Annotated in this window: 23 protein-coding genes; 13 read left to right on the forward strand and 10 right to left on the reverse strand. The window is 68.9% G+C overall.

Translation table 11 applies throughout. The features are described from left to right. Positions 1–56 precede the first annotated feature (56 nt). The 4 genes from ACT535_RS12675 to mbfA form a co-directional block, all read right to left on the reverse strand. Positions 57–1,040, reverse strand: coding sequence for a zinc-dependent alcohol dehydrogenase family protein (locus tag ACT535_RS12675; protein WP_476364638.1), 984 nt, complete (start codon positions 1,038–1,040; stop codon positions 57–59). A gap of 134 nt (positions 1,041–1,174) precedes the next feature. Further along, a complete protein-coding gene (locus ACT535_RS12680) occupies positions 1,175–1,588 on the reverse strand; it encodes a carboxymuconolactone decarboxylase family protein (RefSeq protein WP_476364639.1) in 414 nt (137 codons plus the stop codon). Next, the gene (locus ACT535_RS12685; RefSeq protein ID WP_476364640.1) at positions 1,524–1,952 is read right to left on the reverse strand and encodes a MerR family transcriptional regulator; all 429 of its coding nucleotides are present in this window, start codon (positions 1,950–1,952) and stop codon (positions 1,524–1,526) included. The genes ACT535_RS12680 and ACT535_RS12685 overlap by 65 nt, the downstream gene beginning before the upstream one ends. 71 nt (positions 1,953–2,023) lie before the next feature. Next, a complete protein-coding gene (mbfA, locus tag ACT535_RS12690) occupies positions 2,024–3,001 on the reverse strand; it encodes an iron exporter MbfA (protein WP_168461472.1) in 978 nt (325 codons plus the stop codon). 93 nt (positions 3,002–3,094) lie between these two features. On the opposite strand from mbfA, the gene ACT535_RS12695 reads away from it, so the two are divergent. Continuing rightward, positions 3,095–4,981 carry a heavy metal translocating P-type ATPase gene (locus tag ACT535_RS12695; RefSeq protein ID WP_476364641.1) on the forward strand — a complete coding sequence of 629 codons (1,887 nt, stop codon included), beginning with the start codon at positions 3,095–3,097 and terminating at the stop codon, positions 4,979–4,981. On the opposite strand, the gene ACT535_RS12700 is transcribed toward ACT535_RS12695, so the two are convergent. From ACT535_RS12700 to ACT535_RS12715, 4 genes are all read right to left on the reverse strand, one after another. Continuing rightward, the gene (locus ACT535_RS12700; protein WP_476364642.1) at positions 4,978–6,111 is read right to left on the reverse strand and encodes a tryptophan 7-halogenase; all 1,134 of its coding nucleotides are present in this window, start codon (positions 6,109–6,111) and stop codon (positions 4,978–4,980) included. The genes ACT535_RS12695 and ACT535_RS12700 overlap by 4 nt on opposite strands. Then, complete coding sequence (locus ACT535_RS12705) at positions 6,078–8,186, reverse strand: LodA/GoxA family CTQ-dependent oxidase (RefSeq protein WP_476364643.1); 2,109 nt, start codon at positions 8,184–8,186, stop codon at positions 6,078–6,080. The genes ACT535_RS12700 and ACT535_RS12705 overlap by 34 nt, the downstream gene beginning before the upstream one ends. A gap of 88 nt (positions 8,187–8,274) precedes the next feature. Next, positions 8,275–9,504, reverse strand: coding sequence for an argininosuccinate synthase (locus ACT535_RS12710; protein ID WP_168461459.1), 1,230 nt, complete (start codon positions 9,502–9,504; stop codon positions 8,275–8,277). Positions 9,505–9,601: 97 nt separating this feature from the next. Further along, entirely contained in the window at positions 9,602–10,351 is a 750-nt protein-coding gene (locus ACT535_RS12715) for a phosphatase PAP2 family protein (RefSeq protein WP_476364644.1), read from the reverse strand. 110 nt (positions 10,352–10,461) lie between these two features. Between ACT535_RS12715 and ACT535_RS12720 the strand changes: the two genes are divergently transcribed. The 5 genes from ACT535_RS12720 (at position 10,462) to ACT535_RS12740 (ending at position 15,488) form a co-directional block, all read left to right on the forward strand. After that, on the forward strand, positions 10,462–11,076 hold the full coding sequence (locus ACT535_RS12720; RefSeq protein ID WP_476364645.1) for a DsbA family protein: 615 nt from the start codon (positions 10,462–10,464) through the stop codon (positions 11,074–11,076). 262 nt (positions 11,077–11,338) lie between these two features. Next, positions 11,339–12,460: a glycosyltransferase gene (locus tag ACT535_RS12725; RefSeq protein WP_476364646.1), complete on the forward strand. Its 1,122-nt coding sequence runs from the start codon at positions 11,339–11,341 to the stop codon at positions 12,458–12,460. Between the two features lie 138 nt (positions 12,461–12,598). Then, positions 12,599–13,297 carry an orotate phosphoribosyltransferase gene (locus ACT535_RS12730; protein ID WP_168461452.1) on the forward strand — a complete coding sequence of 233 codons (699 nt, stop codon included), beginning with the start codon at positions 12,599–12,601 and terminating at the stop codon, positions 13,295–13,297. An 8-nt stretch (positions 13,298–13,305) separates the two neighbouring features. Next, entirely contained in the window at positions 13,306–14,376 is a 1,071-nt protein-coding gene (locus tag ACT535_RS12735) for a quinone-dependent dihydroorotate dehydrogenase (RefSeq protein ID WP_476364647.1), read from the forward strand. Between the two features lie 215 nt (positions 14,377–14,591). Next, complete coding sequence (locus ACT535_RS12740) at positions 14,592–15,488, forward strand: proline iminopeptidase-family hydrolase (RefSeq protein WP_476364648.1); 897 nt, start codon at positions 14,592–14,594, stop codon at positions 15,486–15,488. Between the two features lie 15 nt (positions 15,489–15,503). Here ACT535_RS12740 and mscL read toward each other — a convergent pair whose 3' ends face one another. Further along, the gene (gene mscL / locus ACT535_RS12745; protein WP_476364721.1) at positions 15,504–15,968 is read right to left on the reverse strand and encodes a large conductance mechanosensitive channel protein MscL; all 465 of its coding nucleotides are present in this window, start codon (positions 15,966–15,968) and stop codon (positions 15,504–15,506) included. Positions 15,969–16,291: 323 nt separating this feature from the next. Here mscL and fabA point away from each other — a divergent pair, with 323 nt between their 5' ends. The 6 genes from fabA (at position 16,292) to ACT535_RS12775 (ending at position 21,712) form a co-directional block, all read left to right on the forward strand. After that, positions 16,292–16,834, forward strand: a complete 543-nt coding sequence (gene fabA, locus ACT535_RS12750; protein WP_168461873.1) for a 3-hydroxyacyl-[acyl-carrier-protein] dehydratase FabA — start codon at positions 16,292–16,294, stop codon at positions 16,832–16,834. 55 nt (positions 16,835–16,889) lie between these two features. After that, entirely contained in the window at positions 16,890–18,107 is a 1,218-nt protein-coding gene (gene fabB, locus ACT535_RS12755) for a beta-ketoacyl-ACP synthase I (RefSeq protein ID WP_168461447.1), read from the forward strand. A 138-nt stretch (positions 18,108–18,245) separates the two neighbouring features. Further along, positions 18,246–19,094, forward strand: a complete 849-nt coding sequence (gene fabI, locus ACT535_RS12760; protein ID WP_476364649.1) for an enoyl-ACP reductase FabI — start codon at positions 18,246–18,248, stop codon at positions 19,092–19,094. A 9-nt stretch (positions 19,095–19,103) separates the two neighbouring features. Next, on the forward strand, positions 19,104–19,733 hold the full coding sequence (locus ACT535_RS12765; protein ID WP_476364650.1) for a thioredoxin domain-containing protein: 630 nt from the start codon (positions 19,104–19,106) through the stop codon (positions 19,731–19,733). A 177-nt stretch (positions 19,734–19,910) separates the two neighbouring features. Further along, positions 19,911–20,675, forward strand: a complete 765-nt coding sequence (locus ACT535_RS12770; RefSeq protein WP_168461440.1) for a bestrophin-like domain — start codon at positions 19,911–19,913, stop codon at positions 20,673–20,675. 146 nt (positions 20,676–20,821) lie between these two features. Further along, positions 20,822–21,712, forward strand: coding sequence for a cation diffusion facilitator family transporter (locus ACT535_RS12775; RefSeq protein ID WP_476364651.1), 891 nt, complete (start codon positions 20,822–20,824; stop codon positions 21,710–21,712). A 7-nt stretch (positions 21,713–21,719) separates the two neighbouring features. Here the strand turns inward: ACT535_RS12775 and mog are convergent, their stop codons facing one another. Then, positions 21,720–22,253, reverse strand: a complete 534-nt coding sequence (gene mog / locus ACT535_RS12780) for a molybdopterin adenylyltransferase (RefSeq protein ID WP_476364652.1) — start codon at positions 22,251–22,253, stop codon at positions 21,720–21,722. 201 nt (positions 22,254–22,454) lie between these two features. Here mog and ACT535_RS12785 point away from each other — a divergent pair, with 201 nt between their 5' ends. Further along, positions 22,455–23,363, forward strand: a complete 909-nt coding sequence (locus ACT535_RS12785) for a substrate-binding domain-containing protein (RefSeq protein WP_476364653.1) — start codon at positions 22,455–22,457, stop codon at positions 23,361–23,363. Positions 23,364–23,424: the final 61 nt, after the last annotated feature.

Consider the following 23,424-nt stretch of genomic DNA (forward strand, 5'->3'; position numbering starts at 1 on the left):
CACGAGCCGCATTTTCTTCATGCGAACCGGTTTCCCCTTCGCGTGAAAATGCTTTCTCACGGCACCAGCACGGCGGCCCCTTCCAGCCGGCCGCCGCGCAGGTCGTCGAGCGCGCGGTTGGCGTCGGCGAGGGGATAGGGCGTGACGTGGGTGGAAACGCCGGCCTTGGGCGCCAGCGCGAGGAATTCGTGGGCGTCGGCGCGGGTGAGGTTGGCGACGGAGAGGATTTTCCGCTCCTCCCACAGCCAGCGATAGGGAAAGGCGGGGATGTCGCTCATGTGGATGCCGCCGCACACCACCCGCCCGCCCTTGCGCACCGCTTTCAGCGCCTGCGGTACCAGTTCGCCCGCCGGGGCGAAGATGAGGGCAGCATCCAGTGGCTCCGGCGCCGGGGCGTCCGAGCCGCCGGCATAGACGGCCCCGAGCGTGCGGGCAAAATCCTGTGCCCGCGTGTCGCCGGGCCGGGTGAAGGCATAGATCTCGCGCCCCTGCCAGCGCGCGACCTGGGCGATGATGTGGGCGGCCGCGCCGAAGCCGTAGAGGCCGATGCGCTTGCCCTCACCCGCCATCTTCAGCGTGCGCCAGCCGATCAGCCCGGCGCAGAGCAAAGGGGCCAGCGCGATGTCCTCGCCGTCCTCGCCGAGGGGGTAGACGAAGCGGGCATCAGCCACCGTATGGCTGGCGAAGCCGCCGTCGCGGGTGCAGCCGGTAAAGACCGGCGTGTCGCAGAGATTTTCCGCGCCCTCCTCGCAATAGGAGCAGCAGCCGCAGGCGCGGCCGAGCCAGCCGACGCCCACCCGCTCGCTGATTGTGAGATGGGACACCCCGGCACCCAGCGCCGCGACGTGCCCGACGATCTCATGGCCGGGGATAATGGGCAGCAGCGTCTGTGGCAGCTCGCCGTCCACCACATGCAGATCAGTACGGCAGACGCCGCAGGCGCCGACCGCGATGAGCACCTCCCCCGGCCCCGGCACGGGATCGGGCCGCTCCTCGGCGAGCAGGGGACCGCCGATCTGTTTCAGCACCATGGCGCGCATGAGGGCCTCCCAGGACGAGGCAGCCTCTCACGCCGGGCCACGGCGGGCCATGATTTCCCGCAACGCGAACAGCCGGAAATCACGACGGTGCCATTCATCAAAAGGCTTCTTCCTCTCTTCTGGAAACGATGGCCTCATCCCGCCATGTCTTGATCTGTCCGGTGCGAGAAAATCTCCTTGGCCGCGAACAGGCCGTTAAGCGCTGCCGGAAAGCCCGCATAAACAGCCATCTGCATGATGACTTCGGTGATTTCCTCGCGGGAAAGACCGACATTCAAACCGGCCTCGATATGGACCTTCAGTTGCGGTGCGCAGTTGCCCAGCGCCGTCATCGCCGCAATAGCAGCAATTTCCCGCGCCTTAAGGTCGAGACCCGGACGGCTGTAGATGTCACCGAAGGAAAATTCGAGGATGTAGGTGGCGAAGTCGGGAGCAACGTCGGCCAGCGCAGCAATGACCTTGGCCCCGGCCTCTCCGTCGATTTCAGCGAGCGCGCGCTGTCCGCGTTCCAACCGGCTTTCGCCGGCGCTCTGGAAGTGTTGCGTCATAGTCCGCCGTCCTCTGTTGTTCGCCGGCGTATCCGGCGATCTTGGTGTCGAGGACGAGAAGACAGGCTTCGAGTTCGGCCACATGGGCACGAACCCGCTCACGATGCTGTTTCAGCAGGTCGCGGCGTTCGGCTTCCGTGCCGGGGCCGCGCTCCCGCAAGGCCGCATAGCGCAACATGTCACGGATCGGCATCCCGGTCGTTTTCAAACGCCCGAGAAACTCGATCCAGGTCAGGATGGATGCGTCATAGTCCCGTTGGCTCGATCGATCCCGGTCGGCATAGGGAAGCAGCCCGATCCGTTCGTAATACCGGATCGTATGGGCCGAAAGTCCCGAGCGTTTGGCCAGTTCACCGATCTTCATGAGCACCTGTTTCGTCACGACGCACAGGAAGCTACGGGTTAGAGTGCGCTCTAAGTCAAGCGCGTCTTCGACTAGCTGCCGCCGATGAAGATGCCCGCCGCCAGCACCAGCGCGCCGCCCAGCACCACCTGGAAGACCGAGCGCCAGAACGGCGTTTCCATGTAGCGGTTCTGGATGAAGGCGATGGCCCACAATTCCACGAACACGACGATGATGGCGATGGCCGTCGCGGTCCAGAATTCCGGGATGATGTAGGGCAGGGCATGGCCGAGGCCGCCGACCGCCGTCATGATGCCGGAGGCAAGACCGCGCTTCACCGGCGAGCCGCGGCCGGAGATGACGCCGTCGTCGTGCAGGGCCTCGGTGAAGCCCATGGAGATGCCCGCGCCCACCGCCGCCGCGAGGCCGACGAGCAGGGTGGTGTGGGAATCCTGCGTGGCGAAGGCGGTGGCGAAGATGGGGGCGAGGGTGGAGACCGAGCCATCCATCAGGCCGGCAAGGCCCGGCTGCACGAAGGTGAGAAGGAACTGCCGGCGGGCCTTCTCGTCCTCTTCCTTCTTCTTGTCGGCCGGCAGATAGCGGTCGGCGAGGTTGCCGGCGATCTCCTCGTGCTGGAGTTCGGTCTGGTAGAGGCTCTCCAGCAGCTTGCGGGTGTCGGGATCGGACGTCTTCTTCTGCGCCTTCAGATAGAAGGTGGCGGCCTCGTCCTCCATCCGCCCCACCTCGGAGCGGATGCGGTCGATGCCGAGATTGACCACGGCCCAGACCGGCCGGCGGCCATAATAGCCGGCGATGCTCTCGCGGCGGATCAGCGGCACGGTGCCGCCGTAGCGCCGCTCGTATTCACGGGTGAGGCTCGTCTGGTGGCCGCGCTCCTGCGCCGCCATGCTCTCGAACACCTTGGCCGTGTCGGGATACTCGCCGCGCAGCGCCTCGGCGTATTCCATATAGATGCGCGCGTCGTCCTCCTCGGAGGAGATGGCGAGGGCGAGGATTTCCCGCTCCGAAAGGTCTGCGAACCGGCGGCGGCCGGAGAGGAACGACAACATGCCGGGTGACTCCTGTTTAGAACTCTTCTAACAATCTGATCTGCGCGCGACAACAGCGACGTCAGTGCGACCAAATCGCCGCACGGGGGAAAGATGCCGGAGCCGGGCCATATCCAGAGCGAGGCTGCCACCGGGCGCAGCCGCACCCTCCTGCTCGCCGCCGCCGTGGTGCCGCTGGCGGTGGGGCTGCTGCTGCAGCTCGCGGGGATGAAGGCAGCCGCCTCGACCGCCTTCGCGGTCGGCACGGTACCGGTGCTGGCTGTGCTGCTCGTCGATATCGCCCGCTCCCTGCGCGCGGGCCGGTTCGGGCTCGACGTTCTGGCCGCGCTCTCCATGGCGACGGCTTTGGCCTTCGGCGAGCCGCTGGCCGGCAACGTGGTCGCGCTCATGTATGCGGGCGGCCAGCAGCTGGAACGATTCGCGGAGGGCCGGGCGCGGCGGGAGATGACCGCGCTTGTGGCCCGCGCTCCGCGTGACGCGGTGGTGCACCGGGACGGCGGGCTGGTGGTGGTGCCGGCGGTGGACCTCGTGGCCGGCGACCGCGTGCTGGTGCGCTCCGGCGACACGGTGCCTGCCGACGGCGCGGTGATCGGCGGGCCGGCGGTGCTGGACCTGTCCTCCCTGACCGGAGAGACGCGCCCGTCTCGGCTTGAGGACGGCGAGGAGGCACCCTCCGGCGCGGTCAATGCCGGTGATGCCTTCGATCTCGCAATCCTGCGGCCGGCGGCGGACAGCACCTATGCGGGCATCGTTCGCCTCGTGGAGGAGGCGGCATCGAGCCGGGCGCCCATGGTGCGCCTCGCCGACCGCTATGCTTTGGCCTTCCTCCTCGTTTCCCTCGCCCTCGCCATCGGCGCGGCGATCCTCGCGCATGATCCGCGCCGGGCGCTGGCGGTGCTGGTGGTGGCGACGCCCTGTCCGCTCATCCTCGCCGTGCCGGTGGCGCTCATGGCCGGGCTCTCGCGGGCGGCGAAGCGCGGCGTGCTGGTGAAGAGCGGCGGCGCGCTGGAGAAGCTCGCCCGCGTCCGCGCCTTGGTGGTGGACAAGACCGGCACCCTCACCCACGGCCGTGCCGAGCTGGAGGAGGTGCGCACCGCGCCGGACTTCGAGCCCGAGGAGGTGCTGCGCCTCGCCGCCTCCCTCGATCAGGCGTCGAGTCATGTGGTGGCGCGCGCACTGGTCCACGCCGCGCAGGAGCGGGGCCTCTCCCTTTCGCCACCCCGCGCGGTGAAGGAAGACGGTGGCGCGGGACTGGAAGGTTGGGTGGATGGCCGCACCGTCGCGGTGGGAGGCACGGCCTATGTCGCCGCCCGCGCCAGCGGCGACTGGAGCGAACTGCGCGCGCAGCTTCCCCCCGCGAGTGCGGTGGTGGCGGTGGCCGTGGATGGGCGGCCGGCGGGGCTGCTGCTGTTTGCCGATCCGGTGCGGGACGATGCCGCCGACATGATCGCCGCGCTGCGCCGCAGTGGCGTGCTGCACGTGGCGCTGGCCTCCGGCGACCGGGCCGAGGCGGTGGATGCGGTAGGCCGCGACCTCGGCCTTGATGCCTGGACCGGTGAACTGAAGCCCGAAGGCAAGATCGCGCACATCGCGCTGTCGCGGGAGACCGCCAATGGCGGCGCGGTGATGATGGTGGGCGACGGCGTGAATGATGCCCCCGCGCTCGCCGCCGCGGACATCGGCGTCGCGCTCGGCGCGCGGGGCGCGGCGGCTTCCGCCGAGGTGGCCGATGCGGTGCTGCTGGTGGACCGGCTCGACCGCCTCGCCGAGGCCATGGCCATCGCCCGCCGCTCCCTCGCCATCGCGCGGCAGAGCGTGCGCTGGGGCATCGGCCTGTCGCTGGCGGGAATGGTCGTGGCTGCCTTGGGCTATCTCCAGCCGGTGCAGGGCGCGCTCCTGCAGGAGGCCATCGACGTGGTGGTCATCCTCAACGCCTTGCGGGTGCTCATTCCCGGGCCCGGGGAGGGCGCTGAGTCCTAGGCGGCCGCCTGGGTCTGCCGGCGGCGCCAGAACGGCGCGTCGGGCCAGCGGGTCTCGCCGGCATAAAAGGCCGCGCGCAGCCGCATGCCGGCGGTGAAGCGGGCGAACAGGCGGTCCTGATAGGCCCTGAACGCGCCGGCGTCCCCCGCCTGCGTTCCAGCGATGGCGTCGGCGGCGGCGAGGCCGTCCTCCAGCGCGCGGGTGAGGCCCTGCGAGAGCAAAGGATCGAGGCAGGCGGCGGCATCGCCCACGGCGAGCCATCCGGGGGCGGCGACGGCGCTCAATATGGCGGTGGGGGCGATGGCGATGCGTGGGGCGCCCCCATCCAGCGGGTGGCCGCGCGCGATCTCAAGGCCGATCAGGCGGGTTTCGGCGAGGGCATCGCGGAAGGCGGCGCCATCGGGGAAGCGCGCGCCCACATCGGTGGCGACGCCCACCACCACCTGCCCACCGGGGATACGGCTCGCATACCACCAGCCGTCGGGGGCGGCTTCGAGGAAGGTGCGGGCGGGCATCGCCTCCGGCTCCGCGAGGGTGAGGAGGCTCCAGTGAAAGGCGATGGCATCGACGGAATTGCGCGCCACCTTCAGGCTGCGCAGCGCCGCCCCGCGCACGCCGCTCGCATCCACCACGAGGTCGGCGGTGACCTCGAACGGCCCGTCCGCGCCCTCGAAGCGGAGGCGGTGGCCCGCCCCCTCCGGCGTCATCCCCCGCAGCCGGCCCGCGTGGAGGGCCACGCCCAAAGCCTGCGCCTCGGCCCTCAAATCGGCATCGAAGCCGGCGCGGTCGAGATGCCAGCCGCCGCCGAAGGGGTTGGCGAAGCCGTCATTGTGGTGAGGCTCGGCCTTGCCCCACACGGCGGTCGAGCCCAGCGACGGCAGATGCCCGCGCGCCGTGAAGCGCTCCACGACACCGAGGCGGGAGAGCAGCGGCAGCGCGGCGCCGGGGATGGTCTCGCCGATGCGGGGGCCATTGCCTGCGCCAGCCTCGAACAGCGCCACATCGCCGATGCCGTGCCGCGCCAGCGCGATGGCTGTGGCGCAGCCGGCGGGACCGGCGCCGATGATGGCGATGCCCACCCGCTCCGGCGCAGCGTTCACGGGGCGGGCGGCGTGTTGAAGGTGGGCCAAGGGGCGACCATCTGGCTCGTGTCGTTCTCGAAGAAGCAGGCGACTTCGAGGAACGGGTCGTCCGCCGTGGCGGGTCGGGCCTCCGGATTGATCCGGCTCGCCTGCACAACGAAGCCGACCTTGTGCCAGTTGAGGAGGAAGTCCGCGGCCCGCTGGAAGCGCCCCGCATTGGCCGGGTAGATCGTGGTCGTTCCCCCGCCGCGCACGGCGAACAGCTGGCGTCCCGGCGTCCAGCCGGTGGCGGGATCGAAGCGCGCCAGCGCCTGCGGATAGACCACCACCGGCCGCTCGGCGGGCCAGGACCAGTAGAGCGTCTGGTCGGTGTTGGACGGGCTCTCCGGCGGGTGGGAGGCGCAGTGGTTGTAGTCCGTGTGCCAGGGCGCGGCCATGAATTTGGAGAAGTCGCCCGGCTCCAGAGGGAAGTTGCGCAGGGGGATGTAGCCCACCGTGAGGAAGGCCCGGTCCGCGCGCGCCTTGGAATAATCGAGCGGCGCGGCGTTGATGCGGAATGGTCCGCCTGGCGTGCGCGCCCAGTCCTGCACGAAGAGGTTCGGGTCGCGCACGGGATAGGACACCTCGATGCCGGGGCTGAAGCGCCCGCCGAGGCAATTGGCCAGCGCCACCCGGTCCATCTCCTCGCCCGCGCCCAGCTTCAGGCGGCGCTCGGGCGTGAAGGCGCCCTTATGCCACTGCCGCAGCAGGTAATATTGCGTGGGCGTGAGGGTGAGGAACGGCCGGTCCGTATCGCCCAGCGCCAGCGGCATCATGGGTGTGCCCTGGAGGAGGCTCTTCGGGTTGTCCGGGTTGCGGATGAGCGCGTCGAAGTCCGGGATCTTGTCGGTGGGCCGGTCGGCCGGGGCGATGGCGCCGATGCGGTTGTGGGCGGCGATGGCCGGCGCCGGCAGATTGGTGTTCCAGCGCTGGAGCATCACGGCATGGAACAGCGGGCGGGCATCGTCCGCGAAGGAGGCGGTGAAGCCGGGGCTGAAGGCGCCGCCCGCGTAGAGCGCCGGCTCCAGCGCCAATTGACGGACGAAGGTGTCGTAGACCTCATCCCATGCGGTGACGACGTTGCGCGTCTGGGGCGCGAAGCCGGGATCGCCGCACATCGCCCAGGCCGGCGCAGCCGTGAGCGTCGAGCCGTCCTCGAACAAAATCCGGGCGGAGACCGGGCCGTCGCCGATGTCGTCGAACCAGTTGGTGTTCTCCGCCCCGCTGCGCTCGTTCACGTTCGGCTTGCCCTCGGGCGACATGATGCCCACCGTCGCGCCGAAGCCGCCGGCGAGGATGAGGCGGCCCGTGCCGGCCTCCACCCGCATGTCACCGAGGCTGGTCAGCGGATCGGCCGGGACGTGCAGGGAGAAATGGTCCTGCGGGAAGCTCTCCGGATAGTCCGGCAGCGCCCGCACGGCCCCGCCGTCGCCGAGGCAACTCGCGGGCGTGCCGTGGGCGAAGGCGGCGACGCGGCCCTGATCGGCGCGGGCCGAGAGGGCGCGTGGGCCGGGATCGATGATGAGGCGCCTGAGGCGATCCGGGCTGTCGAGGGGGCCGTCCTGCGGGCGGCGGATGGGCATGAGCCGGCCGTCGGCGAAGCCGGCGAGAGCGGGGAAGTGGCCGGGCGCATCCTCCATGGAGAAGCAGTTGAGCTTCTTGTTGGCGAGGTGCGCCTGCCACACGATGTCCACCACCCGCTTGCCGCCGATGACCGCGCCGAGCGTGATCTCGGTGCTCTCGCCGGTGGGCCAGCCGGTGCCGGTGTAGGCATAGATGCGAAAGCGCACGGCCTGCCGCTTCAGCCGGCCCTGTCCATCGCGAAAGCCGTCTGCGGTGAGGGGCTGGCCAGTGGTGGCATCGAGGGGCAGGCCGCCCCACAGGCCTTCGCCGGAGGCGGGCAGGTCGCCGGCCGCGGTCTCGGGGGCGAGGTAATAGTCCGGGCTGTTGCCGACGCGGGCAATGCCGATGGTGGGGTGGATGCGCAGGATGGGCATGGCCGCGTCCGCCTGCGCCGGCATGGCTGCCGTGGCCGCGAGCAGTGTCGAGCCCGCGGCGCCTTTCAGAAGCTCACGACGATCCATGATTCCGCCCCCCGTATCCGGGACGGAGTGTGTCCGAGCCGATGCCGGGGGCAAGCGCAAAAAGCGCCTGCCCCCGGCGACCGCGATCTTACTCGGAGATCTTGCGGGCGCGGCTGCCCAACGTGCGCAGGCGCAGCGCGTTGAGCTTGATGAAGCCGGCGGCGTCGCGGTGGTCGTAGGCGACGGCGCCTTCCTCGAACGTGACCAACTCCTGATTGTAGAGCGAGTAGGGGCTCTTGCGGCCGACCACGGTGGCGTTGCCCTTGTAGAGCTTCACCGTCACCTCGCCGGTCACATAGGCCTGCGAATGGTCGATGGCGGCCTGCAGCATCTCCCGCTCGGGCGAGAACCAGAAGCCGTTGTAGATCAGCTCCGCATAGCGGGGCATCAGCTCGTCCTTGAGGTGCGCCGCGCCGCGGTCGAGCGTGATGCTCTCGATGCCGCGATGGGCCGCCAGCAGGATGGTGCCGCCGGGGGTCTCGTAGATGCCGCGGCTCTTCATGCCGACGAAGCGGTTCTCCACGAGGTCGAGGCGGCCGATGCCGTTCGCCTTGCCCAGCTCGTTGAGCTTGGTGAGCAGGGTCGCGGGGGACAGCGCCTCGCCGTTGATGGCCACCGCGTCGCCCTTGTCGAAGGCGATGGTGATGAGGGTGGCCTCGTCGGGCGCCTCTTCCGGGGAAATGGTGCGCTGGTAGACGTATTCCGGCGCGTCGTCGGCCGGGTCTTCCAGCACCTTGCCCTCGGAGGAGGAGTGCAGCAGGTTCGCGTCCACCGAGAAGGGCGCCTCGCCGCGCTTGTCCTTGGCGATGGGGATCTGGTGCGCCTCGGCGAATTCCAGCAGGCGGGTGCGGGAGGTCAGGTCCCACTCGCGCCAGGGGGCGATGACGGTGATATCAGGCTCAAGGGCGTAGTAGCCGAGCTCGAAGCGCACCTGGTCGTTACCCTTGCCGGTGGCGCCGTGGGCGACCGCGTCGGCGCCCATCTTCCGGGCGATCTCGATCTGCTTCTTGGCGATCAGCGGGCGGGCGATGGAGGTGCCGAGCAGGTACAGCCCCTCATAGAGCGCGTTGGCGCGGAACATGGGGAACACGTAGTCCCGCACGAATTCCTCGCGCACGTCCTCGATGAAGATGTTCTCGGGCTTGATGCCGAGCAGCTCTGCCTTCTTGCGCGCCGGCTCCAGCTCCTCGCCCTGGCCGAGGTCGGCGGTGAAGGTGATCACCTCGCAATTGTAGGTGGTCTGGAGCCACTTCAGGATGACCGAGGTGTCGAGCCCGCCGGAATAGGCCAGCACCACCTTCTTCACGTCACGCGCCATCACGTCTCTCGGATGTTCGGGGAAAATCGGCGCGGACTATAGGCGCGCGCGGCGCTCTGGCAAGCCGTCTCGGTCAAGGATGGGGTCGGGTGGCCGCTCAGGCCCGGCCGAGAAGCCGGCGCACGCCCGCCTGGAAGGCGAGGCCGGCGTTGCCGATGGCGTCTTCGAGGGAGGCATCGGTGGGGCTACGCTTGCGGTCGTACAGCCAGAGCCGCATGCCGACGATGAGCAGGATGACCAGCACGCCGGAAAACACCACATCGGTGAAGAAATGCCCGCCGAAGGCGATGCGCAGGCCCCCCGCCAGCGCGCCGAAGGAGACCGCCGCCACCATCGCCACCGCCCCCGCCGGGCCGGGCACGAGGCTTGCCGGGGCCACCAGCCAGAAGCCGAGGGACCCTTCGCCGGAGACGAAGGAGCAATTGGTGGGGCAGGTGCCGTCGGTGGCATACCAGGGGCGGAAGGTGTCCTTGCCACCGAAGGTGTCCACATGCACCGGGCGCGGCCGGCCCCAATGCTCCTTCAGGATGCCGTTGACCAGGAGCCCCGGCCCCAGCGCCATGGTGACGGCGAGCAGCACCGCCGCCCGCGACGGCATGAACATTTTACCCCGGGGAAAAATGAACTTGAGGAGGATGGCGGCGAAGGCCGGGCCGGCGAAGACCCACGGCAGCCAGTTGGCGAGGGTGCGGATGTTGGCCGCCCATCCCAGACCCGCGACGCCGAAATTGCGGCGCGTGGCATTCCAGAACAGGCTGGAGATGGCCATGTCCCACTCGGGGAACACGGTGAACAGGATCGCCACCGCGGCCCCGATCACCAGCGCGAAGAACAGCACCCACTTCACCGCGTCGCCTGCTCCGATCCGGGATTGATCCAGCCTGTTGATCCAGACCCTTGCACGCGGGGCTTTCCCCGCCGCACTCTTCCGCCGCGATGTACAGGCCGGAGGAGCCCATGGCCAGCGGCACCCTCGATTTCTATTACGAGTTCGCCTCGCCTTATTCCTACCTCGCCGCCTGCCGCATCGCCGCTCTGGCCGAGCTTGCGGACGTGCGGGTGAACTGGAAGCCGTTCCTGCTCGGCCCCATCTTCGCCGCGCAGGGCTACACAAGCTCGCCCTTCAACGTCTATCCCCTGAAGGGTGCGCATATGTGGCGGGATCTCGACCGCCTCGCGAGCGCCCAGCGCCTGCCGCCCATCACCAAGCCCGCGACCTTTCCGGCCAACGGCCTTCTGGCGGCACGGGTGGCCATGCACCTCAACGATGCCTGCCGGCCGTCCTTCACCCGCGCCCTGTTCTCCGCGGAATTCGCGCAGGGCCGCGACATTTCGGACCGGGAGACCGTCCGGCAGGTGCTCGCCGGTCTCGGCCATTTCTGGGACGAGGAGATCGCCGCCGCCGAATCCGAGGTGAACAAGGCGCGCCTGCGCGCCCAGACCGAGGAGGCGCAGGCGCGCGGCGTGTTCGGCGCGCCCACCTTCTTCACCGCCGATGGCGAGCTGTTCTGGGGCAACGACCGGCTGGAAATGGCGCTGGAGCACGCGCGCAGCCTTTCGCGGAAGTCCTGAAGATCGTGACGCGCCACCTCCGGCCCGCGAGCGCCGGCGCGGCGGACCAAAGGCAGGTCGCGGTTTTTGCCGCCTTGGGTTGATTGTGTGGTGCATGTTCGTCCATCGGTGCATGCGCGTAGCGTCAGGGGTGGCGATGGACGTATTCCTTCTGGATGGTTCTCTGGCTCACCGTGGTGGGCACAGCTACAGCTTGGTAAGGAAGGTGGGGGAAGCGGTCGCGGCACGCGGCCACGGCGTGCGGGTCTTCGGTACGCGGACCATGGACCGGGAGGTCGCAGACGACCTCGGTGCCGTCCCCCATTTCAGCGCATCGCTCTATGAAAGCGTTGATCCGTCACTGTCGGAGGTTCTAAAACACCGTATAGGCGGCGCCCTGCGCCTGCGGCGCGCCCGCTCGCATCTCCTGCGGGAGCGGATCAGCGCGGAGCGTCTCAACGCCTTGTTCCGCGCCGATCTCATGGCTCTGCCCGCCGGCGTGCTGGCGCGGGGAAATGTCGTGGTTCTGCCCAATGTGATGCAGAACCAGATCCTCGGCCTCGTCCAGGCGCTGGCAGCCCTGCCACAGGGCGCGCGGCCGCGCGTGGTGTGCCAGCTGATGTTCGCTCCCGACTGGATTCCCTGGCGTCGATCCGGCGAGCTGGGGCCCGGCATCTACAAGGAGGCATTCGCGATCGCGCGCCCGCTGATGGACGACGGCTTGGTCTTCGGCACTGAAAATGACGCCATCGCCAATCTGTACCGGGAGGGCTATGGCATCGATCCCATCCGCCTGCCGGTGCCGTTCGGCAACGTGGCGCGCGCACGGCCGGTGCCGGAACGGCCGATGTTTGGATTTCTGGGCGTTTCCAAGAACGACAAGGGGTTTCATCTCCTGCCGGAGGCCATCCGGCTGTGCCGCGCACAGGGCCTCGCCGCGGATTTCGTGGTTCAGGTGCAGCGAAGTGGGAACGAGGCGGAGACGGCGGCGGCCGAGATGGCGCTGCGCGCGCTGCCGGATGTGCGCCTCATCGATCAGGTTCTGACGGAGGAGGCGTTCGCCACGGCAACCCGTAGCGTGGACGCCATGCTGCTGCCCTATGATCCTAAGGTGTTTGGCATGCGTGGCTCGGGCATCTTCACCCAGTCCGCCGCCGCCGGACGGCCTGTCGTGGCTTCCGCCGGGACGTTCGCTGGGGCGTCCGTCGCAGGAGGGGAGGCGGAGGGAGAGGTGTTCGCCCCCTACGACGCCAAAGCTTTCGCCGCCGCCATCCTGCGGTTGGCCGGCCGGCTTAAGGACAGTCATGCGCGAGCCGCGCAGCTCGCCGACCGGTTTGCGCAGGCCACCAGCGCCGAGGCCTATGTGGACGCCCTGCTGGCGCAGGAGAGGTCGTTCTCCGGTTGAGCCGGCCGTGGCAGGACGCATTCCGGTCATGCGCAGCGCTTTTTCCTGCGCCGCGTCACCGGGCCTGTCGCAATGCCGCCCGGCTCTGATATATGCGCGTCACACACAAGCGACGAAACCGCGACGAAGGCTTCACCCATGGCGAATGTCACTGCTTTCCCGGACAAGGCTACCATCGCCGAGCAGACGGCGCGGATGCTGCTCGAGGTCGAGGCGGTGCGCTTTTCCTCCGGCGAGCCCTTCATCTTCACCTCGGGCTGGGCGAGCCCGGTCTATATCGACTGCCGCCGCCTCATCTCCTTCCCGCGCGTGCGCCAGACGCTGGTGGATTTCGGCATCTCCACCATCTACCGCGACATCGGCTACGAGCAGTTCGACACGGTGGCGGGCGGCGAGACGGCGGGCATTCCCTTTGCCGCCTGGGTCGCGGACCGGATGATGCTGCCCATGCAGTATGTGCGCAAGAAGCCCAAGGGCTTCGGCCGCAACGCCCAGATCGAGGGCCACCTCGCCCCCGGCGAGCGCGTGCTCCTGGTCGAGGACCTGACCACCGACGGCAAGAGCAAGGTCAATTTCGTCAATGCCTTGCGTGATGCCGGCGCGGAGTGCCAACACTGCTTCGTGTTCTTCTATTACGACATCTTCTCCGAGGCCGCGGGCATCCTGGACGGCGCTGGCCTCAGCCTGCACCGCCTCGCCACCTGGTGGGACGTGCTGGCGCAGGTGAAGAAGATGAACCGCTTCGAATCCGCGCAGGTCGCCGAGATCGAATCGTTCCTGCACGAGCCGCACGCCTGGTCCAAGGCCCACGGCGGCACCGCCACCACCGGCGAGTGACGCCCTAAATGGATCTCTACGCCCTTGTTCGGCCCTTCCTCGGGCTGGTGACCCCTGAGCGGGCGCACGGCTATGCCGTCCGCGCCATGGCGCGGGGCCTGATGCCGGACCTCTCCGGCCATGACGACCCGGTGCTCGCCACTCGCGTGTGGGGCCTCGACTTCCCCAATCCCGTGGGCCTCGCCGCCGGCTTCGACAAGCACTGCGAGGTTGCCGACGGCCTGCTGAAGATGGGCTTCGGCTTCGCCGAGATGGGCACGGTCACGCCGCGCCCGCAGCCCGGCAATCCGCAGCCGCGCCTGTTCCGGCTGGAGGAAGATGAGGCGGTCATCAACCGCTTCGGCTTCAACAGCGAGGGCCTCGCCCCCTTCGTCTACCGGCTGGCCAAGCGCCGGGCGGCGGGCGGCAAGAGCATCCTCGGCGCCAATGTGGGGAAGAACAAGGAGAGCGAGGACACGCTGGAGGATTACGCCGCCGGCGTGTCCGCCACCTGCCGTCTCGCCGATTATATCGTGTGCAACATCTCCTCCCCCAACACGCCGGGCCTGCGCGCCCTGCAGGCCCGGGCGGAGATGGAGGCGCTGCTCGCCCATCTCGTGGACGTGCGCAACGCCTCGGTCCCTGACCTTGCGGAACGTCCGCCGCTGCTGGTGAAGGTGGCGCCCGACCTCGACGACGCCGGCCTCGCCGACGTCGCCGAGGTGGCGCTGGAGACCGGGATCGACGGAATCATCATGGGCAACACCACTTTGTCGCGCCCGCCGAGCCTGCACAGCGCGCACAAGGGTGAGGCCGGCGGCCTCTCCGGCAAGCCGCTGATGACGCTCTCCACCGAGCGGCTCGGGGCGCTTTATCGCCTCGTGGGCGGCCGCCTGCCGCTGGTCGGCTCCGGCGGCATCAGCTCGGGCGCGGACGCCTATGCCAAGATCCGGGCCGGGGCGAGCCTCGTGCAGCTCTATTCGGCGCTGGTGTTCCACGGCCCCGGCCTCGTCGGCCGCATCAAGACCGACCTTGCCGCCCGCCTCAAGGCCGATGGCTTTGCCCATGTGGCGGACGCGGTGGGCGCCGATTTCCGCTGACCGTTGGGCGGCAGCACGCCGCCCTTGACCGCGGCGGCTACTCTGTTACCCGTGATGCTCCTTCCTCCTGACGGTGGGGCATCATGGCCGGGCTGGATCGACGCGCCTTACTCTCGTTCCTTGGCGGGACGCTTTTGGGCGCGGAGGCGCTGGTCCCTCCCTTCCGTCCCGCGCTGGCCCGTCCGGCCGTGTTCCCCCCGGCAGACCGGGAACTGATGGTTCCCGTCAAGGGCGGGCGCATTTACGTGCGCACCAACGGGACGAGCACGGGCGGACGCCTGCCGGTGCTGCTGCTTCACGGCGGGCCTGGCGGAATGCATTCCACCTTCCACGACCCGCTGGAACTGGCCGACGAGCGCATGGTGGTGCTCTACGACCAGCTCGACAGCGGCCGCTCCGACCATCCCGACGATCCTGCTAACTGGACGGTCGCACGCTTCGCCGACGAGATCGACGCCGTGGGCACGGCGCTGGGGCTGCCGCGCTTTCACGTGCTGGGGCACAGCTGGGGCGCGACGATCGCCCTCGAATGGGCGGCGCGCAACCCCGCGACACGCGCGGGACTGGTGCTGGCGAGCCCCTTCATCTCCGGCAAAAGCTGGATCGCGGACGTCGCCGCCCGCCGCGCGGCGCTCCCGGCAGACGTGCAGAAGGTGATCGACGCCTGTGAAGGCTCCGCCCCACCGCATCCGGCCACCTGCGATGCGGCGTCGGGCGCCTTCTATGCCGCCTTCAACCGGCGCGAGCCGCTGCCCGCCATGCGCAAGACCTATGAGGCGGCGCAGAACCTCAAGCTCAACGAGAAATTGTATGTGGCTATGAACGGGGCCGGCGAGTTCACCCAGACCGGCACGCTGAAGGATTACGATGGGGAGCCGCTGCTGGCGCGGCTCGACGGGGCGCGCACCTTGTTCGTCGTGGGCCAGTATGACGAGACGCGCATCTCCACGGTCGCGGCCTTCGCCGAGCAGGTTCCTGGCGGCGCAGAGTTTGCGGTGATCCCCGGCGCCGCCCACGGCATCTTCAACGACCGTCCCGACGAGTCGGTGGCGGTGGTGCGAGGTTTCCTGCGGCGGCAGGACGAACTGGCGGCGCAGGGCGCGAAGCCCTGAGCCACCATTCCGGCTTCACATGGTCGGCGGGGTCGGGGGCGCGGGCGTCACCGCCGGGCGGGCGGCGGGGCGTTCGGAGGCGAGGATGTCGCGAATCTCCATCAGCAGCGCCTCGGACTTGGTCGGCGCTGCCGGCGGCTTGCCCGCCTCCGCCCGGCGCAAGGCGTTGATGCCGCGCACCACGAGGAAGAGCACACCCGCCACGATGATGAAATTGATGGCGATGGTGATGAATGATCCATACGCTAATACCGCGCCCTGTTTCTTGGCGTCGGCGAGGTTCGCGGCGGTGACGGACTTGGACAGCGGCACGAAGTAGTTCGAGAAGTCGAGCCCGCCGGTGACGGCACCGATGACCGGCATGAACACGTCGCCCACCAGCGAGGTGACGATATTGCCGAACGCGGCACCGATGATGACGCCGACCGCAAGGTCCACCACATTGCCGCGGACCGCGAACTCCTTGAACTCCTTCAGAATCGGCATTGCGTTCTCCTGCCCGGTGTCGCGCCCGGGGCGCCGGGGCACCTTGCCCCTGCGCGACAGGATATCCCATCGCCCCGGGGGCAGCGCCCGAGCGCTCCCCAAGGGCAACGCCCGAGCTGCCGATCCGGTTCGCCCGGCGCGGCCGGATATCGCGCGCCTCGTGCCACACGTGACGCTTTCATGACTTTGAGCGCGCCCGTCCCTATGTTAGGGAGTGCCCGCCGCCGATGACGGGGGCGGGCCTAGAGGCTCATCAACAGCAACCCTCGGCTGCCCTGCGGGCGGTGCAGAGGACTAAAATGGCGACACTGGCGAGAATGGCGGACCGGCAGACCAGCTTCGAGTATGAGGATCTCCTCGCGTGCGGACGTGGCGAGCTGTTCGGGGCCGGGAACGCGCAATTGCCGCTGCCGCCCATGCTGATGTTCGACCGGATCACCGAAATCTCGGAGACCGGCGGCGAATTCGGCAAGGGCATGGTGCGCGCCGAGCTGGACGTGAATCCGGACCTCTGGTTCTTCGCCTGCCACTTCAAGGGCGATCCCGTCATGCCCGGCTGCCTCGGCCTTGATGCCCTGTGGCAGCTGGTGGGCTTCCACCTCGGCTGGCTCGGCTCGTCCGGCCGCGGCCGGGCGCTGGGCCTCGGCGAACTGAAATTCTCCGGCCAGGTTCTCCCGGGCGTGAAGAAGGTGGTCTACGGCATCGAGTTCAAGCGCGTCATGCGCTCCAAGCTGGTGCTCGGGATCGCCGACGGCTGGCTGGCGGCGGACGGCGAGGTGATCTACCGCGCCAAGGATCTGAAGGTGGGCCTGTTCCAGGCCGAGACGGCACCCCAGCCCGCAGGCGCCGCGAGCGCCTGACAAGGCCTCGCCACGATCTGCGGCGACACTGGGTGCACTCCAATGGGGATTTGACATGCGGCGCGTCGTCGTCACCGGGATGGGCATCGTCTCGTCCATCGGCAACAACACGCAGGAGGTTCTCGCCAGCCTGCGCGAAGCCAAGAGCGGTATTTCCTTCGCCGAGGACTATTCCCGGCTCGGATTCCGCTCCCAGGTGCACGGTGCGCCGACCCTGAATGCGGAAGAGGTCGTTGACCGCCGCGCCATGCGCTTCCACGGCGGCGGCACCGCGTGGAACCACGTGGCCATGGAGCAGGCCATCCGCGATTCGGGCCTTGAGCCGAACGAGGTTTCGAACATCCGCACCGGCCTGGTGATGGGTTCGGGCGGCTCCTCCACCAAGACCATCGTGGATTCGGCCGACATCACCCGCGAGAAGGGCCCGAAGCGCGTCGGCCCGTTCGCGGTGCCCAAGGCCATGGGCTCCACCGCCTCGGCGACCCTCTCCACCTGGTTCAAGATCAAGGGCCTGAGCTATTCCATCTCGGCCGCCTGCGCGACGACCAACATCTGCATCGGCAACGCCTACGAGCTGATCCAGTACGGCAAGCAGGACATCATCTTCGCCGGCGGCTGCGAGGACCTGCACTGGACTCTCTCCGTGCTGTTCGACGGCATGGGCGCCATGTCGTCCAACTTCAACGACCGCCCGGCGGTGGCCTCCCGCGCCTATGACAAGAACCGCGACGGCTTCGTGATTTCCGGCGGCGCCGGTGTCCTCGTGCTGGAAGAGCTGGAGCACGCCAAGGCCCGCGGCGCGCGCATCTACGGCGAAATCGCCGGCTATGGCGCCACTTCCGACGGCGTGGACATGGTGGCCCCCTCGGGCGAGGGCGCCGAGCGCGCCATGAAGCTCGCCATCGCGGGCATCAAGGCGCCCATCGACTACATCAACCCGCACGCCACCTCGACGCCCATCGGCGATCTCAAGGAGATCGAGGCGATCCGCGCCGTGTTCGGCGACAAGTGCCCGCCCATCTCGGCCACCAAGTCGCTCACCGGCCACTCGCAGGGCGCCACCGGCGTGCACGAGGCGATCTATTCCATCCTCATGATGCAGAACGGCTTCATCGCCGAGAGCGCCAACATCGAGGAGATCGACCCGGCGTTCGCCGACATGCCCATCGTGCGCCAGCGGGTGGACAACGTGACGCTCGGGCATGTGCTGTCCAACGGCTTCGGCTTCGGCGGCACCAACGCCAGCCTCGTCATCAAGCACGTCGACGCCTGAGGGTGCTGGACGCCTGACCGTCCCGCCTGAAGGCGGCGTTCAGGATTGGTCATCAATGGTGAGCCGGCGCCGGCCGAAACGCGATGGCGTGGCCGGGCGCCGTCTGCTATCGGCGTCTCAGGCGCAAGAGGGTGGGTTATGCAGGACCTGATGAAGGGCAAGCGCGGCCTGGTGATGGGTGTCGCCAACGATCATTCCATCGCCTGGGGCATCGCCAAGGCGCTGGCGGGTCAGGGCGCGGAACTCGCCTTCACCTACCAGGGCGAGCAGGTGGCCAAGCGCGTGAAGCCGCTGGCCCAGAGCGTCGGCTCCTCCCTCATGCTGCCGTGCGACGTGGAAGACCTCGCCAGCGTGGACGCGGTGTTCGCCGCGCTGAAGGAGGCCTGGGGCAGCATCGACTTCCTGGTCCACGCCGTCGCCTTCTCCGACAAGTCCGAGCTGAAGGGCCGCTACGCCGACACCAGCCGGGAGAACTTCTCCCGCACCATGGTGATCTCCTGCTTCTCCTTCACCGAGATCGCCAAGCGCGCGGCCGCGCTGATGACCGAGGGCGGTTCGCTGATTACCCTCACCTATGGCGGCTCCACCCGCGTCATGCCCAATTACAACGTGATGGGCGTGGCCAAGGCGGCGCTGGAAGCCTCCGTGCGGTATCTGGCGGCGGACTTCGGCCCGGTGGGCATCCGCGTCAACGCCATCTCCGCCGGCCCGGTGCGCACCCTTGCGGGCGCCGGCATCGCCGATGCGCGGGTGATGTTCAACTACCAGAAGCGCCACGCGCCCCTGCGCCGCACGGTCAGCATCGAGGAGGTGGGCGGCTCGGCCCTCTATCTCCTCTCCGACCTCTCCGCGGGCGTGACCGGCGAGGTGCATTTCGTCGATTCCGGCTACAACATCATCTCCATGCCGCACCCCGACGTGCTGAAGGCGCAGGAGGATGCCGAGGCCCAGGCAGCGGCAGACGTGCCCACCAAGGCCGCCGAATAGGGCCGGGGCATGGGCGTCCCCTCTCGCCCGCTCACCCGCCGGGGCCTGCTCGCCGCTGGTGCCGGTCTCGCCGCCATGGCGATCGCCGCGCCCGCGTTCGCCGATCCGCTCTCCCCGGAGGCGCGCAAGCTGCTGGACGGCATGCCCGGCAAGGCGGTGCTGGGGGCGGAGAAGACCAAGCCCCTCGTCACCGAGCTGGTGGATTTCAACGCCCCGGACTGGCGCCGCTCCGCCTTCGACATGCGCGAGCTTCTCGCCGGTGACGCGAAGCTCGCCTATGCCATCGTGCAGACGCCGCGGGTGGACGTGGGCTCCATCGAGGCGGCGCGGGTCGCGCTGGCAGTGCTTTCCCTCCACCCCGGGAAGTTCGGCGACTTCTACCTCGCGCTCGCCGCCACCACCGGCGACATCGACGGGGTGAAGGCGATCAACGTGGTGCGCGCCGAGGGGCTCGACCACTACAAGGTGTTCCGCGCCGCCAACCAGCCGGACATCACCGACATCCTCACCCAGGGCGTGGCGCTCGCTGCCGCCCTCCGGGTGCTCGATCCCCCCGCCTATGTCATCGGGACGGACGTGGTGACCGGCTATGCCGACCTTGCCCGCAAGCGGGCGCTGATCGCCGCCGCCGCGCGCTGATCGCCGCACGGCTCTCGCAGCGCGGTTCCTGCAAAGGCAGTTCCCGTTACGGTATGGCGCCGGTCCGCAAATTTCTCCCTTTACGCTTCGGGGCCGGCGTCGTATCGGGCGAACCTTCGGCCGCCTGCGCCGATAATCCAGCACAAGTCAGACGGCAGTGCAGGCCAGGGGGAAGCCATGCAGGCGTGGCAGGTCGCGATACTGGTCTTTCTCGCGCTCGAGGGCGGAGCGCTGTTCGGCATGGGCGCCCAGCGCTGGCTGAAGGCGCATCACCTCTCCAAGGAGACGCAGGAGGCGGTGAAGCTGGGCGTCGGCATGGTCGCCGCCATGGCGTCGCTGATCCTGGGTCTGATGACCGCCTCGGTGAAGGGCAATTTCGACACCACCGGCAAGGACGTGCAGCAATACGCGACCTTCCTCACCATTCTCGACGCCACGCTCCAGCACTACGGGCCCGATGCGAAGCCCGCGCGCGATGCGCTCAAGGTCTACACGGTCCACGCCATCGCCGAGACCTGGCCAGACGCCGCCGACCAGACCATGCGGGTGGCCAGCCTTGATTCCGAGCAGAAGCTGGAGCGAGTGGGCCATGAGATCCGCATCCTCACCCCGTCCGGGCCCGAGCAGACCGACCTCAAGGCGGAGGCGCTCGACCGGTTCAAGTCGCTCAACGCCCTGCGCTGGACGATCATCGCCGAGAGCGTCACGGATATCCCCCCGGTGTTCATCGTCGTGCTGATCGTCTGGCTGACGCTGATCTTCGCCAGCTTCGGCCTGTTCTCGCCGGTGAATCTGGTCTCGCTCATCGTCTTTCCCCTGTGCGCGTTGTCGCTGGCGGGCGCCATCTTCCTGATCCTGGAGATGAGTTCGCCGTTCGACGGTGTCATCATGGTGGGGCCCGAAGCCATGCAGCGCTCGCTCGCCCACATGAAGCTGCCCTGAGCGGCGGTGTAGAGCGGGTGTAACCGGCAGCTCGGCCGGGACTGCGACCCTCGCGCGGTTGCGCCCGGGCGCGGGGTTTTGTACGTGCTGCATCGCGGGACGGACCCGCGGCGCCGCCCCCGACGGCGCGCAGAATGGAGGCCGACATGAGCCGCAAGGTGCTCTGGATTGCGGCGGCGAGCGTGCTGGTCGGCGCGATCGTCCTCGGCCTGAAGACGCTGGCGTGGTGGATCACCGGCTCGGTGGCCCTGCTGTCCGATGCGCTGGAAAGCATCATCAACGTCGCCGCATCGGCCGCCGCCCTGTTCGCCATCACGGTGTCCGCGCGCCCCGCCGACGACAACCACCAGTTCGGCCATCACAAGGCGGAATACATTTCCGCCGTTCTGGAAGGCGTGCTCGTGGTGGTGGCCGCCATCACCATCATGCGCGAGGCCTATTACGGCTTCCTCGACCCGCATCTGCCCGACCAGCCCTTCACCGGCATGCTCATCAACGGCGCGGCGACGGTCATCAACGCCATCTGGTGCATGGTGCTGCTGCGGGTGGGCAAGGCCATGCGCTCGCCGGCCCTGGTCGCCGACGGCCGGCATGTGCTGACCGATGTCGTCACCTCCGGCGGCGTGCTGATCGGCTTCGTGCTGGTGCCCGTCACCGGCTGGCCGGTGCTCGATCCGCTGATCGCCGGGCTTGTCGCGCTGAACGTGCTGTGGACCGGCTGGAGCCTGATGAAGGATTCCGTGGGCGGGCTGATGGACGCCGCCCCGCCCCCGGACGTGGTGGCGCGCATCCGCGAGCTGGTCTCGCTGCACGCCGCCGGCGCCATCGAGGCGCACGATCTGCGCACCCGTCATGCCGGGCGCATCACTTTCGTGGAATTCCATCTGGTGGTGCCCGGCGACATGACGGTGGCCGCCGCCCACGACATCTGCGACCGCATCGAGAACGCCTTCGAGCGCGACATGGACGATGCGATCATCACCATCCATGTGGAGCCCGAGGGCGAGGCCAAGCACCGCGGCGTGGTGGTGGTCTGAGCCGGCCTCAGGCCCCTTTCGGGCGGAAGGCGGCGCACACTTCGGGATTGGTCTCGATGCGTCCGGCGCCGATCAGGTCCAGGCAATAGGGGATGGCCGGGAACACCGCCGACAGGCACACCGCGATGGAGGCGGGCTTGCCCGGCAGGTTCACGATCAGCGTCTTGCCCCGCACGCCGGCCTCCTGCCGCGACAGAATGGCGGTGGGCACCTCGTTGAGGCTGATGCGCCGCATCTGCTCGCCGAATCCGGCCAGCGGCTTCTCGATCACCGCCGCCATGGCCTCGGGCGTCAGGTCGCGCGGGGAGGGGCCGGTGCCGCCCGTGGTGCAGATGAGGTCCATGTGCTCGTCGTCGGCGAGGGCGATGAGGGTGTCGCGCACGCTCTCGAATCCGTCCGGGATCACCCGGTAGTCGGCGACCCAGGGGCTGGTAATGGCGCGGCGCAGCCAGGCCTCGATGGCCGGGCCGCTGAGATCCTCATAGGTGCCGGAACTGGCGCGGTCGGAGATGGTGACGATGCCGATGCGGGCGGGGGTCATGTGGCAAATCCGGCTGGAAAGCGTTCCGCCTGTGCTGGCGTGCCCGGCATCCTAAAGCAAGCGCCGCACCAGCGGTGCCCCGTCGCAGGGTGACAATTTGGGCTTGCGACCCGACGTCTATGCCGTATTCATGTGAACATAAGAAGAAAGTGTCGTTTCCTCCGGCGCGCCGCCTCGCCGGGGCCAATCGGGCCGGGCCGGATGTCGGAATATCTCACCACCCGCGAGCTTGCGGCGCTGCTGAGGGTGCGCGAGCGCAAGGTCTACGACCTCGTGGCCACAGGCAGCCTGCCGGTGCGGCGGGTGACGGGCAAGCTGCTGTTTCCCCGGCAGGAAATCCAGAACTGGATCGCCGGCTCAGCCGATCCCGCCCCGGCCCACGCCGCCGCGCCGGCTGCTCCCCATGCTGTCGCGGCGGACCATCATGCCCCGCCGCCGGTGATGACCGGGGGCCATGATCCGCTGCTTGAATGGGCCCTGCGGGAATCGCGCTCCGGCATCGCCTGCCTCATGGACGGCGCGCTCGACGGGCTCGACCGGGCCGGCCGGGGCGAATGCATCGCCGTGGGCCTGCATGTACCCGAGGGCGACGGCTGGAACGCGGCCGTGGTGGAAGAGCGCTTCGGCGGTGGGCCATGGGTGCTGGTGGAATGGGCGCGACGGGTGCGCGGGCTCATCTGCCGGCCGAACCTTCCCCGCGCACCCTCGTGCCTTGCCGAGACGCGGGGCCTCAAGTTCCAGATGCGCCAGAAGGAGGCAGCGAGCGAACTGGTGCTCGACCGTCTGCTCGCCGCCGAGGGCCTTGACCGCGCCGCCCTCACCTGCGCCGCCACGGTGGAGCGCTCCGAGACCGACCTCGCCCTCGCCGTTGCCGCCGGGCGGGCGGACGTTGGTCTCGGCATCGCCGCCGCCGCGCGCCTGCACAACCTCGATTTCGTGCCGCTGGTGGAGGAGCGCTTCGACCTCATGGTCTGGCGCCGCGCCTATTTCGAGCCGTCGTTCCAGAAGCTCGTCGCCTTCTGCCGCGAGCCCGCCTTCCACGCGCGGGCGGCGGAACTGGGCGGCTATGACGTCTCCGGCTTCGGGACGGTTCATTTCAACGGGGCGTGACGCCCTTTTGCCATTCAGTAGACAAAAAAGACCCGCCCGAGGGACCGGGCGGGCCAGTGAG

The sequence above is a fragment of the Xanthobacter sp. DMC12 genome (genome assembly GCF_056314105.1).

Bases quoted from the DNA above. Each gene is read 5' to 3' on its own strand.
- ACT535_RS12675 (WP_476364638.1), bottom strand. From the start codon at position 1,040: ATGCGCGCCATGGTGCTGAAACAGATCGGCGGTCCCCTGCTCGCCGAG.
- ACT535_RS12680 (WP_476364639.1), bottom strand. From the start codon at position 1,588: ATGACGCAACACTTCCAGAGCGCCGGCGAAAGCCGGTTGGAACGCGGA.
- ACT535_RS12685 (WP_476364640.1), bottom strand. From the start codon at position 1,952: ATGAAGATCGGTGAACTGGCCAAACGCTCGGGACTTTCGGCCCATACG.
- mbfA (WP_168461472.1), bottom strand. From the start codon at position 3,001: ATGTTGTCGTTCCTCTCCGGCCGCCGCCGGTTCGCAGACCTTTCGGAG.
- ACT535_RS12695 (WP_476364641.1), top strand. From the start codon at position 3,095: ATGCCGGAGCCGGGCCATATCCAGAGCGAGGCTGCCACCGGGCGCAGC.
- ACT535_RS12705 (WP_476364643.1), bottom strand. From the start codon at position 8,186: ATGGATCGTCGTGAGCTTCTGAAAGGCGCCGCGGGCTCGACACTGCTC.
- ACT535_RS12710 (WP_168461459.1), bottom strand. From the start codon at position 9,504: ATGGCGCGTGACGTGAAGAAGGTGGTGCTGGCCTATTCCGGCGGGCTC.
- ACT535_RS12720 (WP_476364645.1), top strand. From the start codon at position 10,462: ATGGCCAGCGGCACCCTCGATTTCTATTACGAGTTCGCCTCGCCTTAT.
- ACT535_RS12725 (WP_476364646.1), top strand. From the start codon at position 11,339: ATGGACCGGGAGGTCGCAGACGACCTCGGTGCCGTCCCCCATTTCAGC.
- ACT535_RS12730 (WP_168461452.1), top strand. From the start codon at position 12,599: ATGGCGAATGTCACTGCTTTCCCGGACAAGGCTACCATCGCCGAGCAG.
- ACT535_RS12735 (WP_476364647.1), top strand. From the start codon at position 13,306: ATGGATCTCTACGCCCTTGTTCGGCCCTTCCTCGGGCTGGTGACCCCT.
- ACT535_RS12740 (WP_476364648.1), top strand. From the start codon at position 14,592: ATGGTTCCCGTCAAGGGCGGGCGCATTTACGTGCGCACCAACGGGACG.
- fabA (WP_168461873.1), top strand. From the start codon at position 16,292: ATGGCGGACCGGCAGACCAGCTTCGAGTATGAGGATCTCCTCGCGTGC.
- fabB (WP_168461447.1), top strand. From the start codon at position 16,890: ATGCGGCGCGTCGTCGTCACCGGGATGGGCATCGTCTCGTCCATCGGC.
- fabI (WP_476364649.1), top strand. From the start codon at position 18,246: ATGCAGGACCTGATGAAGGGCAAGCGCGGCCTGGTGATGGGTGTCGCC.
- ACT535_RS12765 (WP_476364650.1), top strand. From the start codon at position 19,104: ATGGGCGTCCCCTCTCGCCCGCTCACCCGCCGGGGCCTGCTCGCCGCT.
- ACT535_RS12770 (WP_168461440.1), top strand. From the start codon at position 19,911: ATGCAGGCGTGGCAGGTCGCGATACTGGTCTTTCTCGCGCTCGAGGGC.
- ACT535_RS12775 (WP_476364651.1), top strand. From the start codon at position 20,822: ATGAGCCGCAAGGTGCTCTGGATTGCGGCGGCGAGCGTGCTGGTCGGC.
- mog (WP_476364652.1), bottom strand. From the start codon at position 22,253: ATGACCCCCGCCCGCATCGGCATCGTCACCATCTCCGACCGCGCCAGT.
- ACT535_RS12785 (WP_476364653.1), top strand. From the start codon at position 22,455: ATGTCGGAATATCTCACCACCCGCGAGCTTGCGGCGCTGCTGAGGGTG.